This window comes from Trichlorobacter lovleyi (assembly GCF_015239775.1).
Classification (GTDB): Bacteria; Desulfobacterota; Desulfuromonadia; order Geobacterales; family Pseudopelobacteraceae; genus Trichlorobacter; species Trichlorobacter lovleyi_B.
Genome location: NZ_CP058409.1, coordinates 1,103,998 through 1,118,803, shown reverse-complemented (window position 1 = coordinate 1,118,803; position 14,806 = coordinate 1,103,998). Strand labels below are relative to the sequence as shown.

The 14,806-nt window shown below is 54.4% G+C and carries 16 protein-coding genes and 2 pseudogenes; 5 read left to right on the top strand and 13 right to left on the bottom strand.

The window, feature by feature from the left end:
* Nucleotides 1–41: 41 nt before the first annotated feature.
* From FY034_RS05100 to FY034_RS05080, 5 genes are all read left to right on the top strand, one after another.
* Nucleotides 42–674: a phosphoribosylanthranilate isomerase gene (locus FY034_RS05100; RefSeq protein ID WP_265554253.1), complete on the top strand. Its 633-nt coding sequence runs from the start codon at nucleotides 42–44 to the stop codon at nucleotides 672–674.
* The gene (trpB, locus tag FY034_RS05095; protein WP_265554251.1) at nucleotides 661–1,851 is read left to right on the top strand and encodes a tryptophan synthase subunit beta; all 1,191 of its coding nucleotides are present in this window, start codon (nucleotides 661–663) and stop codon (nucleotides 1,849–1,851) included. Before FY034_RS05100 ends, trpB begins: the two co-directional genes overlap by 14 nt.
* A 123-nt stretch (nucleotides 1,852–1,974) precedes the next feature.
* Complete coding sequence (gene pta, locus FY034_RS05090; protein ID WP_265554249.1) at nucleotides 1,975–2,976, top strand: phosphate acetyltransferase; 1,002 nt, start codon at nucleotides 1,975–1,977, stop codon at nucleotides 2,974–2,976.
* A gap of 624 nt (nucleotides 2,977–3,600) precedes the next feature.
* The gene (locus FY034_RS05085; RefSeq protein WP_265554247.1) at nucleotides 3,601–5,172 is read left to right on the top strand and encodes a hypothetical protein; all 1,572 of its coding nucleotides are present in this window, start codon (nucleotides 3,601–3,603) and stop codon (nucleotides 5,170–5,172) included.
* Between the two features lie 78 nt (nucleotides 5,173–5,250).
* On the top strand, nucleotides 5,251–5,574 hold the full coding sequence (locus FY034_RS05080) for a BON domain-containing protein (RefSeq protein ID WP_265554245.1): 324 nt from the start codon (nucleotides 5,251–5,253) through the stop codon (nucleotides 5,572–5,574).
* A gap of 95 nt (nucleotides 5,575–5,669) precedes the next feature.
* Here FY034_RS05080 and cydB read toward each other — a convergent pair whose 3' ends face one another.
* The 13 genes and pseudogenes from cydB to FY034_RS05015 all read right to left on the bottom strand — a co-directional run.
* A complete protein-coding gene (cydB, locus tag FY034_RS05075; protein WP_265554244.1) occupies nucleotides 5,670–6,701 on the bottom strand; it encodes a cytochrome d ubiquinol oxidase subunit II in 1,032 nt (343 codons plus the stop codon).
* Between the two features lies 1 nt (nucleotide 6,702).
* Nucleotides 6,703–8,049: a cytochrome ubiquinol oxidase subunit I gene (locus FY034_RS05070; RefSeq protein WP_265554242.1), complete on the bottom strand. Its 1,347-nt coding sequence runs from the start codon at nucleotides 8,047–8,049 to the stop codon at nucleotides 6,703–6,705.
* A 203-nt stretch (nucleotides 8,050–8,252) separates the two neighbouring features.
* A complete protein-coding gene (gene queC, locus FY034_RS05065) occupies nucleotides 8,253–8,927 on the bottom strand; it encodes a 7-cyano-7-deazaguanine synthase QueC (protein WP_265555223.1) in 675 nt (224 codons plus the stop codon).
* A 104-nt stretch (nucleotides 8,928–9,031) separates the two neighbouring features.
* Nucleotides 9,032–9,190, bottom strand: coding sequence for a (2Fe-2S)-binding protein (locus FY034_RS05060; protein ID WP_265554241.1), 159 nt, complete (start codon nucleotides 9,188–9,190; stop codon nucleotides 9,032–9,034).
* 166 nt (nucleotides 9,191–9,356) lie between these two features.
* Nucleotides 9,357–10,286 carry a cation diffusion facilitator family transporter gene (locus FY034_RS05055; RefSeq protein WP_265554240.1) on the bottom strand — a complete coding sequence of 310 codons (930 nt, stop codon included), beginning with the start codon at nucleotides 10,284–10,286 and terminating at the stop codon, nucleotides 9,357–9,359.
* Nucleotides 10,283–10,939 carry a cation transporter gene (locus tag FY034_RS05050; RefSeq protein ID WP_265554239.1) on the bottom strand — a complete coding sequence of 219 codons (657 nt, stop codon included), beginning with the start codon at nucleotides 10,937–10,939 and terminating at the stop codon, nucleotides 10,283–10,285. Before FY034_RS05050 ends, FY034_RS05055 begins: the two co-directional genes overlap by 4 nt.
* Before the next feature lie 19 nt (nucleotides 10,940–10,958).
* On the bottom strand, nucleotides 10,959–11,267 hold the full coding sequence (locus FY034_RS05045; protein ID WP_265554236.1) for an ArsR/SmtB family transcription factor: 309 nt from the start codon (nucleotides 11,265–11,267) through the stop codon (nucleotides 10,959–10,961).
* A 5-nt stretch (nucleotides 11,268–11,272) separates the two neighbouring features.
* Nucleotides 11,273–11,740, bottom strand: coding sequence for a rhodanese-like domain-containing protein (locus FY034_RS05040; RefSeq protein ID WP_265554234.1), 468 nt, complete (start codon nucleotides 11,738–11,740; stop codon nucleotides 11,273–11,275).
* Between the two features lie 29 nt (nucleotides 11,741–11,769).
* Nucleotides 11,770–12,741, bottom strand: a complete 972-nt coding sequence (locus FY034_RS05035; RefSeq protein WP_265554233.1) for a DUF4405 domain-containing protein — start codon at nucleotides 12,739–12,741, stop codon at nucleotides 11,770–11,772.
* Nucleotides 12,741–12,968: a thioredoxin family protein gene (locus tag FY034_RS05030; RefSeq protein WP_265554231.1), complete on the bottom strand. Its 228-nt coding sequence runs from the start codon at nucleotides 12,966–12,968 to the stop codon at nucleotides 12,741–12,743. The genes FY034_RS05035 and FY034_RS05030 overlap by 1 nt, the downstream gene beginning before the upstream one ends.
* Before the next feature lie 13 nt (nucleotides 12,969–12,981).
* Nucleotides 12,982–13,929: a permease gene (locus FY034_RS05025; protein WP_265554228.1), complete on the bottom strand. Its 948-nt coding sequence runs from the start codon at nucleotides 13,927–13,929 to the stop codon at nucleotides 12,982–12,984.
* A gap of 83 nt (nucleotides 13,930–14,012) precedes the next feature.
* Nucleotides 14,013–14,357 (bottom strand): annotated as a pseudogene (locus FY034_RS05020) (DUF2703 domain-containing protein); the annotation flags it as partial.
* 30 nt (nucleotides 14,358–14,387) lie between these two features.
* Nucleotides 14,388–14,804: pseudogene (locus FY034_RS05015) on the bottom strand (MOSC domain-containing protein); the annotation flags it as partial.
* Nucleotides 14,805–14,806: the final 2 nt, after the last annotated feature.

The window sequence follows — 14,806 nt, the reverse complement described above, 5'->3', positions numbered from 1 at the left end:
GAGGGAGACCGGGGTTAATCTTTCACACGGGTGATTACGCCATGATACGTGTAAAAATCTGCGGCATAACCAGCCCCGAGGATGCCCTGACCGCTGTTGAAGCGGGAGCGGATGCCTTGGGGTTTGTCTTTTACAAGGAATCCCCCCGCCACATCTTCCCGGAAGAGGCGGCCCGGATCATCGCCCTCCTGCCCCCCTTTGTACAGGCGGTGGGGCTGTTCGTGAACGAGGCGCCGGAAATCGTCAACCAGGTCAGCCGCAACTGCAGACTGGGACTGGTGCAGTTGCATGGTGATGAGACACCGGACTACTGCAGAAAGATCGAACAGCGGGTCATGAAGGCCTTTCGGATCCGCTCCCTGACCTGTCTTGATCCGGTGGCCGACTACCGGATGTCCGGCTGCCTGCTGGATGCCTACTCTCCGTCATTCTATGGCGGCACCGGCAAGAGCTTTAACTGGGAGATCGCCCGTGAGGCGGTGGCACGCAGTCACCGGATCGTACTGGCAGGCGGGCTGACCCCGGACAATGTAGCAGAGGCGATCCGCCAGGTACGTCCCTACGGGGTGGATGTCTCCAGCGGGGTTGAATCCGCACCCGGCAAAAAAGATGCAGACAAAGTGCGGGAGTTTATCCGCAACGCAAAGGAAGTCCCTAGTCATGAAACAACCTGATAAACGAGGCCACTTTGGTATCCACGGCGGACGCTATGTGCCGGAAACACTGATGCCCGCCCTGAAGGAACTGGAAGAGGCCTATGCCCATTACCGCAACGACAGGGAGTTCAAGCAGGAGTTTCAGTACTACCTGCGGGAATATGTCGGCCGGCCATCACCGCTCTACTTTGCCGAAAAACTGACCCGCCAGCTGGGTGGCGCCAGGATCTACCTGAAGCGGGAAGACCTGAACCACACCGGTGCCCACAAGGTCAACAACACCATCGGCCAGGGGCTGCTTGCCAAACGGATGAAAAAGGAGCGGGTGATCGCCGAGACCGGTGCCGGTCAGCACGGCGTGGCCACCGCCACCATCGCCGCCCTGTTCGGGATGCAGTGCGAGGTCTTCATGGGGGCCGAGGATATCCGGCGTCAGGCCTTGAACGTCTTCCGGATGAAGCTGCTGGGGGCCACGGTTAACCCGGTGACTGCCGGTACCGCCACCCTCAAGGATGCCATGAACGAGGCGCTGCGGGACTGGGTTACCAACATCCGTACCACCTTTTATGTGATCGGCACCGTAGCCGGACCCCACCCCTACCCGATGATGGTGCGCGACTTTCAGTCGGTGATCGGCATTGAGGCCAAGAGGCAGCACAAGAAGGTCGAAGGCCGCCTGCCGGATGCCCTGGTGGCCTGCGTTGGCGGCGGCAGTAACGCCATGGGGCTGTTCTACCCCTTCTTAAAGGATAGCGGCGTCCGTCTGATCGGTGTCGAGGCAGCCGGCCACGGCATCGCCTCCGGCGCCCATGCGGCACCGCTCTGTGCCGGTCGTCCCGGTATCCTGCATGGTCAGCGCAGCTACCTGCTGCAGGATGCCCATGGGCAGGTGGCCAACGCCCACTCCATCTCCGCCGGTCTGGACTACCCCGGCGTCGGCCCGGAACATGCCTGGCTCAAGGACACCGGCCGGGCCGAGTATGTCTCCATCACCGATGACGAGGCACTGGAGGCGTTCCAGCGTCTGACCCGTGAAGAGGGGATCATGCCGGCCCTGGAATCCTCCCACGCCATTGCCCACACCCTCAAACTGGCTCCCGGCATGTCCAAGGACCAGACCATTGTGGTCTGTCTCTCAGGTCGTGGCGACAAGGATATCCATACCGTTGCCGATGCCTTGGGCGTAAAATTTTAATCTGGTTTTATACCTGTTTCAGTCAAACTAAAGCCGCGTTTCAGCGGCTTTTTTTGTTGACGAGCAGGGCCCATTCAGGTATCTAGCAAAAACTTGTTTTATTTTTAAGAGGGAGGAAGAGCAATGCATCTTGTTGACCAGATTAAGCAGAAGGCACAGAAGAATCTGCAGACTGTGGTACTGCCGGAAAGTTACGATGAACGGATGCTGTATGCCGCTGAAAAAATTGTTGCCGAAGGGCTGGCAAAGCTGGTGATTCTGGGCGACCCTGCCAAGATCCAGGCCGAAGCCGCTGCCAAGGGGATCAATCTGGCCGGTGTGGAGCTGCTGAACCCGGCCGATTCACCCAAACTTGACCAGTACATCGCAGACTTTGTTGAACTGCGTAAATCCAAGGGGATGACCGCTGAAGAGGCAAAGAAACTGCTGACCGCCGATGACAACCTGTACTATGCCGGCATGATGGTACGTAACGGTGACGCAGGCGGTGAAGTGGCCGGTGCCACCGGCACCACCGGCAATGTGCTGAAGGCGGCCTTCCAGACCGTGGGGCCAGCAGCCGGGATCAAGACCGTATCATCCTTCTTCCTGATGATCACCAAGACTCCTTCCTTCGGTGAAAACGGTATCATCCTGTTTGCCGACTGTGCCGTAAACCCCAACCCGGACGCCCAGGCCCTGGCCGAGATCGCCGTTGCCACGGCCGGCAACTGCAAGGCCTTTCTGGATGTTGAGGCCCGTGTGGGGATGCTCTCCTTCTCAACCAAGGGCAGCGCGGCCCATGCCGATGTGGACAAGGTCACCAAGGCAGCCGAAATCGCCAAGACCATCAAGCCTGATATCCAGATCGATGGCGAGCTGCAGGCTGATGCCGCCCTGCTGCCCAAGGTCGGCGAGAAAAAGGCACCGGGCAGCCCGGTGGCAGGCAAGGCCAACGTGCTGATCTTCCCTGATCTGGATGCCGGCAACATCGCCTACAAACTGGTGGAGAGGGTGGCTGGTGCTGAAGCGGTCGGCCCGATCATCCAGGGCCTGGCCAAGCCGGTCAATGACCTTTCCCGCGGCTGTTCGGTGGAGGATATTGTGAATGTCGTAGCGATCACGGCGGTCCAGGCCGGGGCCTAGCCCCGCCACTTCCAGATCACGGCGCTAGCTTCGTTGGCTTTGTCGGTTACTCCTCGACGTATCGCATTATACGCCTACGTCGCAACCTCCTCGCCGCCTTGCTATCATCCGCGATCTGAAACCGCGGCAACCTGATTACACAAAGAACCGCCCCGTAGCAGGATGAATAACTCCTCCTTTCCACGGATGCGACGCACACAACAGAAAAGCCGATCCTGTACCTGGATCGGCTTTTTTTGTAGACAGCCCTGAGCCGCTGTTTTATACAATCACCTACAAACTTACTATAAGGATCGCCCATGCGAACCAGACAGCTGCAGCACACACCGTACGTGTTACCTTAAACCCCGCCCCTCCAGGCGGGGTTTTCGTTTTTTCAGGGTGTAAAGAAATTTTACAGTTTTTCAATAACAAGCTGGAATAACAAGACGATCTCCAACCGGAAGCAATCTGTACGGCATATGCCACCCATGGCGAAACAGAGTTACGACTGCGGTTGCACGCCCTGAAGGCACGCCGTTGGGGGACAGTAGGCAGAATTGTCTGTTTCAGGGACGTCACTATCGCCAACAGATTACGTATATCGGGAAACTGTAGATAAGCGAGTTGGCAAAGGAGTTAAAGATGAATCAGCAAATCAACAAATTGTTCATTAGTTTCAGCAAACGGGCCGAAAAGGTCGACCACCAGACACTGGTTGATAGTTTTGTGGATGTAGGCCCTTTGTTTACCGTACTTTCCACAACAGACAACCAAGTGCTTTACGGTAGACGTGGTACCGGCAAAACGCACGCTCTTGTCTATTTAGCGGAAAAAAAGAAGGAAGCTGGAGATATCCCAGTTTATATAGATTTACGGCAGGTGGGGTCCACTGGCGGCATATATTCTGATCCGATCATCCCTTTCTCGGAGCGGGCAACACGCCTATTAATAGACACACTTGTCTGCGTACACGATGAGTTGATTGATGAGTCATTAAAAGATGATTCCCATCTAGATCTTAACAAGGTGGCCCCAATACTTGACGAAATGGCGGAAGCGATAAGTGAAGTCACAGTCTCTGGGCCAATTGAAGAAGAAATGTCTGGAACTGGGCTGAGAAAGACGACCACATCAGAAGATTTAGGATTCAGCATTTCACCCAAAACAGCATCATTTTCAGTCTCCTCTAAAACAGGTAGTGAGCAGGAGGAGCAGGACACTTATCGGTTGAAGCGCGCAGGCACACGGATTCACAGAATCAATTTCGGTCGAGTTGGTGACGTTTTTACTCGCCTCATGAAAGCTCTGAATGGCGTGAAACTGTGGATTGTTTTGGATGAATGGAGTGTGATTCCTCTAGAGTTGCAACCATATTTGTCTGACCTCCTCAGGCGCAGTCTATTTCCGGTGCCAGGTATCACAGTTAAAATAGGTGCAATTGAAAAGCGAAGTAGCTTTCAATTAACTCTTGACGGAGGAGACTACATCGGAATTGAGTTGGGAGGTGACGCATCTGCAGATCTAAACATGGATGATTTTATGGTTTTTGAAAATGATGAAACTCGGGCAGTGGCCTTTTTCCAGAATATGATTTTTCGACATTTTCAATCTCTTGCAGAAGAGAATATAGAGGTAGAACTACCAACTTCTGAACGCGAGTTAATTCGAACTGCATTTACTCAAGAAAATGTGTTTCGAGAACTCGTCAGAGCAGCTGAAGGTATACCACGAGATGCCTTGTACATTTTGTCCATGGCATCTCAGGCAGATTTTTCTAAAGCTATTTCAATAGACACCGTTCGGAAAGCTAGTAAAACATGGTACCAACGAGACAAAGAAACAGCTGTATCAGCAAATCAAAGAGCACTACAACTCCTTCATTGGATTATTGACAATGTAATAGCACACCGACGCTCACGTGCGTTCCTTTTACAACGTACTATATCAAATCATTTGATTGACAAGCTGTTTGATGCCAGAGTATTGCACTTGCTGAAGAGAAACATCTCCGCGCATGACAAACCAGGTGTCAGGTATGACGTTTACAAAATAGATTATGGTTGCTATGTAGACCTACTTTTGACTGCAAAATCGCCACTAGGCCTCTTAGAGACTGAAACAGGAACTTTTGTTGATGTCCCACCTGACGACTATCGAGCGATAAGACGCGCAATCCTCGATATCGATGAATTTGAGAAAGAGGCTACCAACTAGCGACTGCATGGGACTAGGCCCGTGTCCCTTGTAGCATTAGGCAATAAAACTATCCGCTGCATAGTAAAAGAGGCCTTTATGTCCAAGTCAAGAATACTGAACAAAATCCTGCTAGGTGTCGGCCTGGTTACTGCCTTATCGGCATGCGGAACCGGCCAATACCAAATGATGAGACAGAATCAGGCAGATCTGGATGATGCGGTCGTAACCGCCAAGGTAAAAGACTCGCTATCGAAAGACCCGGTTCTGAAGAAGTATGCGATTGACGTGACCACGATATCGGGAGAGGTCATATTGAGAGGTCGTGTTGACTCACTGGAGGATGTCTACAGAGCGGCAAGAATAGTGAACGAAATTGAAGGGGTTCAATTCCTGTTTAATGATCTTGCCGAGAAGCGGTAACCCTCCGCTGACAAACTGCCTGCAGCATCCCTGCTGATACGCAAAGAGCCGACCCTTTTCAGGGCCGGCTCTTTTGTGTGCAACATTCAAGCAGCTTAGTAGGCTTCGCTGTTTTCCAGTACGTCCTTCTCGGTAACCGGAGCCCTGAAGACCCGATAGGCCCAGATCTTGTAGAGGATGACCGTTGGCACGAAGATACCGGCCACCACCGTCATAATCGCCAGGGTGTACTGACTGGACGATGAGTTGAAGATGGTCAGACTGAAGGCCGGATCAAGACTGGAAGGAATCAGGTTCGGGAACAGGCCGGCCACACCGGTAACCACCACAAAGACAATGGTCAGACAGGATGAGGTGAAAGCGCTGAGCGGCTTCTTCACCATCATGAAGCCTTGTACGCCAACCAGTGACAGCACGGCGATTGCCGGGGCAATGAACAGAACCGGAGCCTTCATGTAGTTGTCATACAGCTTGGTTGCATAGGCGGTGTAGCCCAGGAAGACCACAGCGATCAGCAGCAGCGGAATCCAGAGCAGCTTAGCCAGATTAAAGGCGCGGGCCGACAGCTCACCGGTGGTCTTCACGGTGGCATACAGGGCACCATGCACGGCAAACAGGAAGACGAACAGCAGGCCGGTTAAAATACCGTAGGGGTTAAGCAGTGAGATCAGACCACCATGATAGCCAGCTGCATCCATTGGCAGGCCGCTGAAGATGTTGCCAAAGGCGACCCCGAACAACAGGGCAGGCAGAAAACTGGAAACAATGATGGCGGTATCCCAACTGCTCTTCCAGAGGGGGCTGTCAATTTTGCCACGGAACTCAAAGGAAACGCCACGAACAATCAATGAGAACAGCAGCAACAACAGGGCTGTGTAGAGATAGCTGAACATCAGCGCATAGGTGGTTGGAAAGGCCGCAAAGGTGGCCCCACCAGCGGTCAACAACCAGACCTCGTTACCGTCCCAAACCGGTCCGATCGAATTGATCAGAACCCGCTTTTCAGTATCATTCTTGGCAATGAAGCCGGAAAGAAAACCAATGCCAAACACGAAGCCATCCAGCATGAAGTAGACAGACCAAAGCACTGCCCAGAGCACGAACCAGGTAATTTGTAGCATTTCCATATTACGCTACCTCCTTTGCCGGAATCATGCCGGAATGACTTTTTTCTGGTCCTAATTTTGCGTATTTGACCAGCAGATAGATATCAATGGCACCCAATAGGCCATACAGGGCGGTATAACCAATCAGTGATCCCAATACCTGCAAGGAGGTTACTGATTTTGATACACCGACTGCAGTTTTCATGACACCATAGACAGCCCAGGGTTGACGTCCCAGCTCAGCGACCAACCACCCTAGCTGTATGGCAAGGTAGGGAAGTGGAATTGCTGCAACCATGATAAACAGGAAGATCTTGAAATCAACAAAGCGGCTCCAGCGCGGCATGATCACCGCCAGGAAGGCCAGGCCGGCAATCAGTGCGCCAAGTCCGGCCATAATCCGGAAACTCAAGAAAACAGGCAAAACCGGAGGCCGTTCGTCTTTGGGAAAATCTTTCAGCCCCTTGACCTCTGCATTGGTATCATGGAAGGCGAGGAAACTGAGTGCGCCAGGCACTGAGGCGGTGGCAACGGCATTACGCTCGTTAGCCTCATCAGGCCATAACATCAGGTGCATTGGGGCACCTTTCTGAGTTTCCCAAACCGATTCCATGGCAGCAAACTTAGTCGGTTGCACCTTGGCAATTTCCACCGCATGAAAGTCACCGGTAACCGCCACGGCAAGGCTGGAAACAAAGGCAAATACAGCAGCATTTTTAAAGGAACAGACAAAAAACGGGACTTCATTTTTCTTTAGCAGATGCCAGGCAGCAATCCCCATCACAAAAAAACCTGCCAGCACATAGCCCGAGGTAACTGTATGCAGAAACTTGAACCAGGCGTAAGGGTTAAACACCACGGCCGCAAAGTCATTCATTTCAGCACGACCATTACGCAGTACAAACCCAACCGGCTTCTGCATCCAGCCGTTGGCTATCAGAATCCAGAGAGCGGAAAGGTTCGTACCGAAGGCTGCTAACCAAATGGTGGTGGCGTGAGCTTTCTTGGAAAGTTTATCCCAACCAAAGATCCAGACGCCGATAAAAACCGACTCAAGGAAAAAAGCGGCAGTTGCCTCAATGGCCAATGGCGCTCCAAAGATATCACCCACATAGCGGGAGTATTCGGCCCAGTTCATACCAAACTGGAACTCTTGAGTAATACCGGTGACCACACCCAGGGCAAAGTTAATCAGGAACAACTTTCCCCAGAACTTGGTCATCCGCAGGTAGGTTTCGTCACCAGTCTGCACATATCTGGTTTCAAACCAGGCAGTTAAAACAGAAAGACCTAACGTAAGCGGGACGAAGATGAAGTGGAACATGGTGGTGACTGCGAACTGCAGTCGGCTGAGGGCGACGATGTCCATGCTTCCTCCTTATGGGTAGTCAGGCGGTCATTGTGCCGCCATGAAGGAGTGTACTCGGACTTTTTTAAAAATCAAGCACAAAAAGACCAACTTGATCCTTAATGTCATGATACATATATTCCAATATTACGAAACATACTGTTTTTACGGTTATTGTTGCGGGATTAAAATGAGAGAATACTCACAAATAAAAAAACTATTTTTCAGACATAGCGTAACGGGTCGTTTAAGCCAGCCTCGCTAAATCCTTTGAGGCGTAGACGACAGGAATCACAGACACCACAAGAGAGTCCTTCCGGGGTTGGGTCGTAGCAGGAGTGGGTCTGGCTGTAATCAACCCCCAGTGCAGTGCCTTGCCTGATAATCTCTGCCTTGGTCAGATTAATTAACGGAGTATGAATAGTGAACTGCCCGGTCCCCTCTACCCCGGCCTTCGTCGCCAGGTTGGCCATCCGCTGGTAGGCATCAATATACTCGGGACGACAATCAGGGTAGCCAGAATAGTCCAGGGCGTTCACGCCGATGAAGATATCGTAGGCGCCTAAAACCTCAGCCCAACCCAGGGCAAAAGAAAGAAAGATGGTATTACGGGCTGGCACATAGGTAACCGGGATATCGTGCCCTACCCCTTCTTTAGGCACCTCAATTTCACTGGTTAATGCGCTGCCTCCCACCTGGCGCAGATCAAAGGCAACCACCAGATGCTCAACCGCCCCCAGCTTCTTTGCATTGGCGCGGGCCAGATCAAGCTCATGACGGTGGCGCTGACCATAATCAAAGCTGATGGCATAGGGGGTAAACCCCTGATCCTGGGCAATGGCCAGACAGGTGGTGGAATCAAGACCTGAGCTATAGAGAATAACGGCTTTACGCATAATAAAAACCTCCCTGACAGATAACTGTTCAGGGAGGATAACGGGTCAGGTCGAAAGGGTCAAGGATTACACGCTTCGTCAAGCACCTGCTTGACCTCTTGGGCGCATCATCTGCCCCGAGGGGACAGCTCCTTGCAACGCCCAACGGTACAGGCACCGGTCATACGGCGGATAGCATCCAGTGTCGTTGCGCCATTGCGCCTGGCCTGCCGGATAGCTCCGGCCGTCACCTTGCTGCACCAACAGATCATCTCGTTATCTTGCATCTATAGCATCTCCTGAAGCAGTTTCTGCGGTTAGCAGGCTGTTGAAAAACGTTATGAGGAAGCACGGCTACAAGGCGCACGGCGCACAGCAACTGAGACATAACGTGAAGGAGCAAGCACCGCGCAACGCCGCAGACGGGCTCCGTAGTAGTTTTTCAACAGCCTGTTAGTTATTGTGACCGCAGCACGCCTCCTGCCGTTGCTGATGCTGCAGCGGCTTGATCAGCGGCCCGCCGTTGCAGTCGCTGCACTCAAGCTGAATAGTGGTGTGAGTGATATGAAAGCGATGCTCAAGGACATGCTCAATCCGGTGTAACAGCCCGCTGCGCCGATCCTCATAACCTGCTGCAACCTCAACATGCACGGAGAGTGCGATGATGTGCGAGCAGACCGACCAGACATTCAGGTGATGCAGGTCCTGCACCCCCTCAACAGCGCGGATGGCTGCCGCCACCCCTGCCAGATCCAGCCCCCGGGGAGCCCCCTCCATCAGGATATGCACCGAATCCCGCAGCACCCGCCCTGCCCCGGCAAGGATCAGCAGGCCGATGGCGGCAGACAACAGGGCATCCAGCAGATACCAGCCGGTATAGTACATCACGATCCCGCCGATGATGACACCGACCGATGCCGCAGCATCCCCCACCACATGCAGGAAGGCGCTCTTCACGTTCAGGTCGTCATGGCTGTGGCTGTGCAGGGTCCTGGCAGCCAGCAGATTCATCACCAGGCCGATCACGGCAATCAGCAGCATCGGCCCGCTTTTGACCGGTTCCGGAGCGGCAAAGCGGCCCCAGGCCTCATACAGAATCCCGATCCCCATCAGAAAGACGGTCAGGCCGTTGATAAAGGAGGCAAACACCTCGGAACGGTGAAATCCGTAGGTATGCCGCTCCGAGGTGGGCAGGCCGGCCAGCTGTACGGCAGTCAGCGACAATATCAGCGCAAACAGGTCCAGAAAGACATGGGCGGCATCGGACAACAGCGCCAGAGAATTGGTCCAGAGACCACCCGCTACTTCCGCAACCAGGGTGACCGCCGTCAGGGCAATGGCGATCTTGAACTTGCCGCTGATATGGCTGTCAAGCGTGGTCACAATGGGTTTTCCTTGGCAGCTCCACAGGAACAGCTGCAGGAACAGGCCAGTCCCTTGGCCTTGCCAAAGGACTCCCGTCCCTCCTTATAGGTCAGCCAGGAGATCACCAGGGCACCAACGGCATCAAAATAACCGAGCCCGGTCAGTTCATAGCCCACGCTGGCAATCAGCAAGGCAACCGACAGATACATGCAGGCCCTGGAACAGGCCACATCGGACATGATTGCAGGTGAGGCAAGGGCAATCCCGGCCTTTGTCTTGTGATGAATCAACAGCCACATGAACGAGATCGAAAGCAGCGAGATCACAATGCCCCAGACAGTGGTCTCAGGCTTGTGCTGCTGATAGAGGTTGATGCCGGCAGTCAGCACCAGACCGATGGTCAGCAGGTAGAAGGCAGTACCGGTAATCCGCAAGGCACGCTGCTCAAACTCATCCCGCGATTCTCCTCCGTTGGCCTTGATCCTGCGCAGCATGTGCCAGATGCCGATTGCCGAAACCACCTCGATAAAGGAATCCACGCCGAAACCGAACAGCGACAGGGTCTCGTCAGCCGCCCCGAACCAGACCGATCCGACGCCCTCCGCAATGTTGTAGAAGATGGTAAACAACGCCAGCCAGTTTGCCCGTTGCAACCACTGTTCTCTGGTCATACTCCTCCCTTTCCTCAGACTACCTGGTAAACAGCGCAGCCCGTTGCGTTGCCTCGTGGCCGGCAATCAGACCGGCCAGCCGTACTATCTCCAACACCTCCGGATGCCGCAGGGAATAGTAGATCTTCAGGCCATCCTTGCGCTGGTTCAGGATGCCGCTTTTCAGCATCATTTGCAGGTGGCGGGAGGTATTGGACTGTTCATGGCCAATCGCCGGAAAGATCTCGCAGACACAATGCTCGCCATCCCGCAGCAGTTCGATGATCCGTAAGCGGGTCGGCTGAGAGATCGCCTTCAGGACTTCAGCGCTGTACTCCAGGGTATTCATGATGCTCACTTCTTTCCAGCCGGAACCAGACCGGCATCTTCCATAAATTCCTTGGCGGTATCGCCCCGCAGGTTTTCAGCCAGACCGGTCAGCCCGTCGGTCAGGTAGCGCGCATTATAGCCTTTGGTCCGCAGATAGGCCATGGCAATCGAGGAACGGTCCTTGTGGGGGCAGGCAGTGACGATGATCTTGTCCTTGGGCAGCTCGGCAAGACGTTTGGGCAGCTCATTGAGCGGGATGAACAGGCCGAAGCCCATCCGCCAGGCCCTGGTCTCTTCAGGAAAGCGGATATCCAGCAACACCGCTTTTTTTTCCTCAAGCAGTTTGATCAACCGTTTGCTGTCGGTCTTCATATCAGTCCGGGTTTCATAGTTAAAACCGGTCAGGAAGCGGTCAAAGGCCTCTTCAGCACCAAAGGCGGGCAGCACGGAAAGCCCAAGCATCAGCAGGACAAAGACGATCTTGGATTGCATAACGGTTCCCCCCGTAGATGTTGTTTTAATCAGTTTCGCTGTTCTCCGACAAGGATAATCTTCAAAAGCTCGATCGGCAGTTCACCGCTTTCGTCACCAAGCTTTTTCAGGGTATCATCCGGTGTTGCGCTGATCTTGCGGGCTGCAAGTTTCTTGATAATTGCCGCCTGGTCAAGCTGTTGTTCCCGGCAGACCGCAGCCAGGGTCTTGCGCCCCACCCCTTTGCCTTCAAACTGCTGCTGTATCAGCTCGGCGCTCCAGAGCTGCCTTGCCGGCACCTGCCGGGCTCCGGCCGGTGTGGCAGGTGGTACCGGTTTTAAGGGTTGCCGGACAGCCGGGACAACCGGCGCAGCTGCTGTTTGGTCTGCGGTTTTGCCTTCCAACGGTTTCAGCAGCTTGTAGATGGCTGCCGGCGACTTGCCATTGCTTCTCGAGATATCCAGCAGTTTCTGATCCGGTCCGCTGACCGTTATGCCCTGTTTTTTCAGCTCAGCCAGGGCCGGTTCCAGTTCGATATCCACCTTTTTCAGGAAGTTGTTGAGCGGCAACAGTTCCGCGTGACTGATAACCGGCTCGTCATCAGGGCTCTTAACCCAGGCATCCTTGATCCAGTCGTTCAGCTCCAGGACATAGCTGAGCGGCGGCGTTTTGTAAATCCCCCCCACCGTACAGAAGATGGTGATCAGTGCCGCAACTGCCAGCTCCCACTTCAGGGCCACCGTCTTTTTGACCTTGTCGTGAAAGTAGCTGACCAGTGCCCGCCAGTTCAGCCAGGTGTGCCACAGTCCGGCCAGGGCAAACAGCAGGCTGGTGGTGATATGCATGTCACCCCATTGCGACTTGCTGATTCCCCAGAAGGTCCAGTCCAGCCAGTAGGCCACCCGTCCCTGGGGAGTAATGAACAGGATCACGCCGGAGACGGTCATAATCAGAAAGCTTAACGCGGTCAAAAGCGAGATGAAGCCCCGCAGATGCAGGCAGCAGGTTTGCCGATCAGGCATCAGAGCATCCCCGCGATCTCTTCCGGCGTTGCCAGTTTGCCGGAGAACAGCACCTTGCCGTCCTTCACCAGGGCCGGAGTACTCATCACGCCGTACTTCATGATGGAGGGGATATCCTCCACCTTGCTGATCTCCGCCTCTTTGCCGGAAAGCTCCACCGCCTTCTTGACGTTTTCAAGCAGGCTCTTGCATTTGGCACAGCCGGTGCCCAGGACTTCAAGTTTCATGGTTTCAGCTCCTTTACAGTATGATGTTGAACAGATAGCCGACAGCGACAATTGCAGCCGCCACGATACCAAAGAAGGTAACCAGCAGTCTTCGTTTGAGCACATTGCTGAGGATGATCGCCTCCGGCAGCGACAAGGCCGTGACCGCCATCATAAAGGCCAGTACCGTGCCGATGGCCATCCCCTTCTGGGTCAGGGCTGAAACGATCGGAATCACCCCGGCTGCGTTGCTGTACAGCGGCACTCCCAGGGCAACGGCAATCGGCACCGCAAAGGGATTATCACGCCCGGCCCATCTGGCCAGAAAGTCCTGGGGCACATAGCCGTGGATAAAGGCTCCCAGCCCTACCCCGATCACCACATAGGGCCAGATCTTCTTCAGCAGATCGCGGGTATAGTCACGGGCATAGACCAGCTTATCGCGGAAGGTCAGTTCCTCAATCTCCTGCTGCCCTACCTGCATCTCCCAGACATAGTCCTGCACATGTTTTTCCATCTTCAACCTGCCGATCACGATCCCGGCCACAATTGCCACCAGCAAGCCGGTGCCGATGTAGATCAGGGCGATCTTCCAGCCGAACATCCCCCAAAGCATGATCAACGCCACCTCATTCACCATGGGCGAGGAGATCAGAAATGAGAAGGTCACCCCCAGCGGCACACCGGATTCCACAAAGCCGATAAACAAAGGCACTGCCGAACAGGAACAGAATGGCGTGACAATCCCCAGCAGGGCTGCCATGACGTTGCCGACATATTCACGGTTATGGGACAGGATCCGTTTGGTCCGTTCCGGCGGGAAGGAGGAGCGGATGATGGCCACCACAAAGATGATCGTGGTCAGCAGCAGGAAGATCTTGATGGTGTCATAGATAAAGAAGTCAAGGGCTTCACCCAGGTGGGAACCTGGTTGTAACCCGATCAGGGTAAAGGTCAGGTAATCGGCAAACTGTTTGAGCATGGAAGACTCCAATCAGAAAACAAAAGCATATGACTTAATACTCATATACTCTTTGCCAATGTCTGGAGTCAAGTGCAATAAAGCTATCTGGCCAGCACCGCCTCAATCCCTTTTCTGATCAACTCCGCTGTCAGTTCTTCAAACACCTCGCCATCGCACTGCACGGTACGACAGCTGGTTGCAGAACCGGTCAGGCAGCTGCAGGAGGGACAGTCGGACTCCCCGGTGGTTGCAGCCAGCAGTTCCTCCAACGCGACGCCATTGATCAGCACCAGGTTTGATTCACTGATCCGTTCTTCGTTCAAGAGGGTCTCCTGCAGCTCAATCTCGACACCTTGCCCGGCATACTCGCCTATCACCTGCTTCAGGTTGGCGCCGGTGTCACCGCACCGCTCACAGGTCGCACCGGCCTTGTCATAGTGCCGCCATTCAACCCGGATCGGCGCCACACCAGTTGCTATCCGGTCCCCCGGCCTGATGCTGCCCGGCCTGATCACCTTGGCAAAGATCCCTTCCTTGGGCATGACGCAGTCACCGGCCTGGTGATAGATGGCGCAGCGGGTGTGGCACTCCTTGCCGATCTGGGTTACCTCCAGCAGGGTTTCGCCGATCTGCAGGCGGCTGCCGATCGGCAGGGAGACCAGCTCAATCCCGCTGGTGGTGATGTTCTCGGCAAAATCCCCGGTGGTGACATCCAGCCCCAGGGCGCGCATCTTGTTGATGCTCTCCTGGGCCAGCAGGCTGACCTGACGGTGCCAGTCACCGGCATGGGCATCCCCGACAATGCCGTGGTCCACCCGCAGTTCAACCGACGGTACCGGCTTCTTGCGCTCACCTTTTTTTTCGCTGATGCAGACGGCAATCACCTCTGCCATAT

What these genes read in the sequence shown, in the direction of transcription:
- FY034_RS05050 (WP_265554239.1), bottom strand. Translation starts at nt 10,939, where the DNA reads ATGACCAGAGAACAGTGGTTGCAACGGGCAAACTGGCTGGCGTTGTTT.
- FY034_RS05085 (WP_265554247.1), top strand. Translation starts at nt 3,601, where the DNA reads ATGAATCAGCAAATCAACAAATTGTTCATTAGTTTCAGCAAACGGGCC.
- FY034_RS05030 (WP_265554231.1), bottom strand. Translation starts at nt 12,968, where the DNA reads ATGAAACTTGAAGTCCTGGGCACCGGCTGTGCCAAATGCAAGAGCCTG.
- FY034_RS05025 (WP_265554228.1), bottom strand. Translation starts at nt 13,929, where the DNA reads ATGCTCAAACAGTTTGCCGATTACCTGACCTTTACCCTGATCGGGTTA.
- trpB (WP_265554251.1), top strand. Translation starts at nt 661, where the DNA reads ATGAAACAACCTGATAAACGAGGCCACTTTGGTATCCACGGCGGACGC.
- FY034_RS05045 (WP_265554236.1), bottom strand. Translation starts at nt 11,267, where the DNA reads ATGAATACCCTGGAGTACAGCGCTGAAGTCCTGAAGGCGATCTCTCAG.
- FY034_RS05040 (WP_265554234.1), bottom strand. Translation starts at nt 11,740, where the DNA reads ATGCAATCCAAGATCGTCTTTGTCCTGCTGATGCTTGGGCTTTCCGTG.
- FY034_RS05080 (WP_265554245.1), top strand. Translation starts at nt 5,251, where the DNA reads ATGTCCAAGTCAAGAATACTGAACAAAATCCTGCTAGGTGTCGGCCTG.
- cydB (WP_265554244.1), bottom strand. Translation starts at nt 6,701, where the DNA reads ATGGAAATGCTACAAATTACCTGGTTCGTGCTCTGGGCAGTGCTTTGG.
- FY034_RS05060 (WP_265554241.1), bottom strand. Translation starts at nt 9,190, where the DNA reads ATGCAAGATAACGAGATGATCTGTTGGTGCAGCAAGGTGACGGCCGGA.
- FY034_RS05070 (WP_265554242.1), bottom strand. Translation starts at nt 8,049, where the DNA reads ATGGACATCGTCGCCCTCAGCCGACTGCAGTTCGCAGTCACCACCATG.
- FY034_RS05035 (WP_265554233.1), bottom strand. Translation starts at nt 12,741, where the DNA reads ATGCCTGATCGGCAAACCTGCTGCCTGCATCTGCGGGGCTTCATCTCG.
- FY034_RS05100 (WP_265554253.1), top strand. Translation starts at nt 42, where the DNA reads ATGATACGTGTAAAAATCTGCGGCATAACCAGCCCCGAGGATGCCCTG.
- pta (WP_265554249.1), top strand. Translation starts at nt 1,975, where the DNA reads ATGCATCTTGTTGACCAGATTAAGCAGAAGGCACAGAAGAATCTGCAG.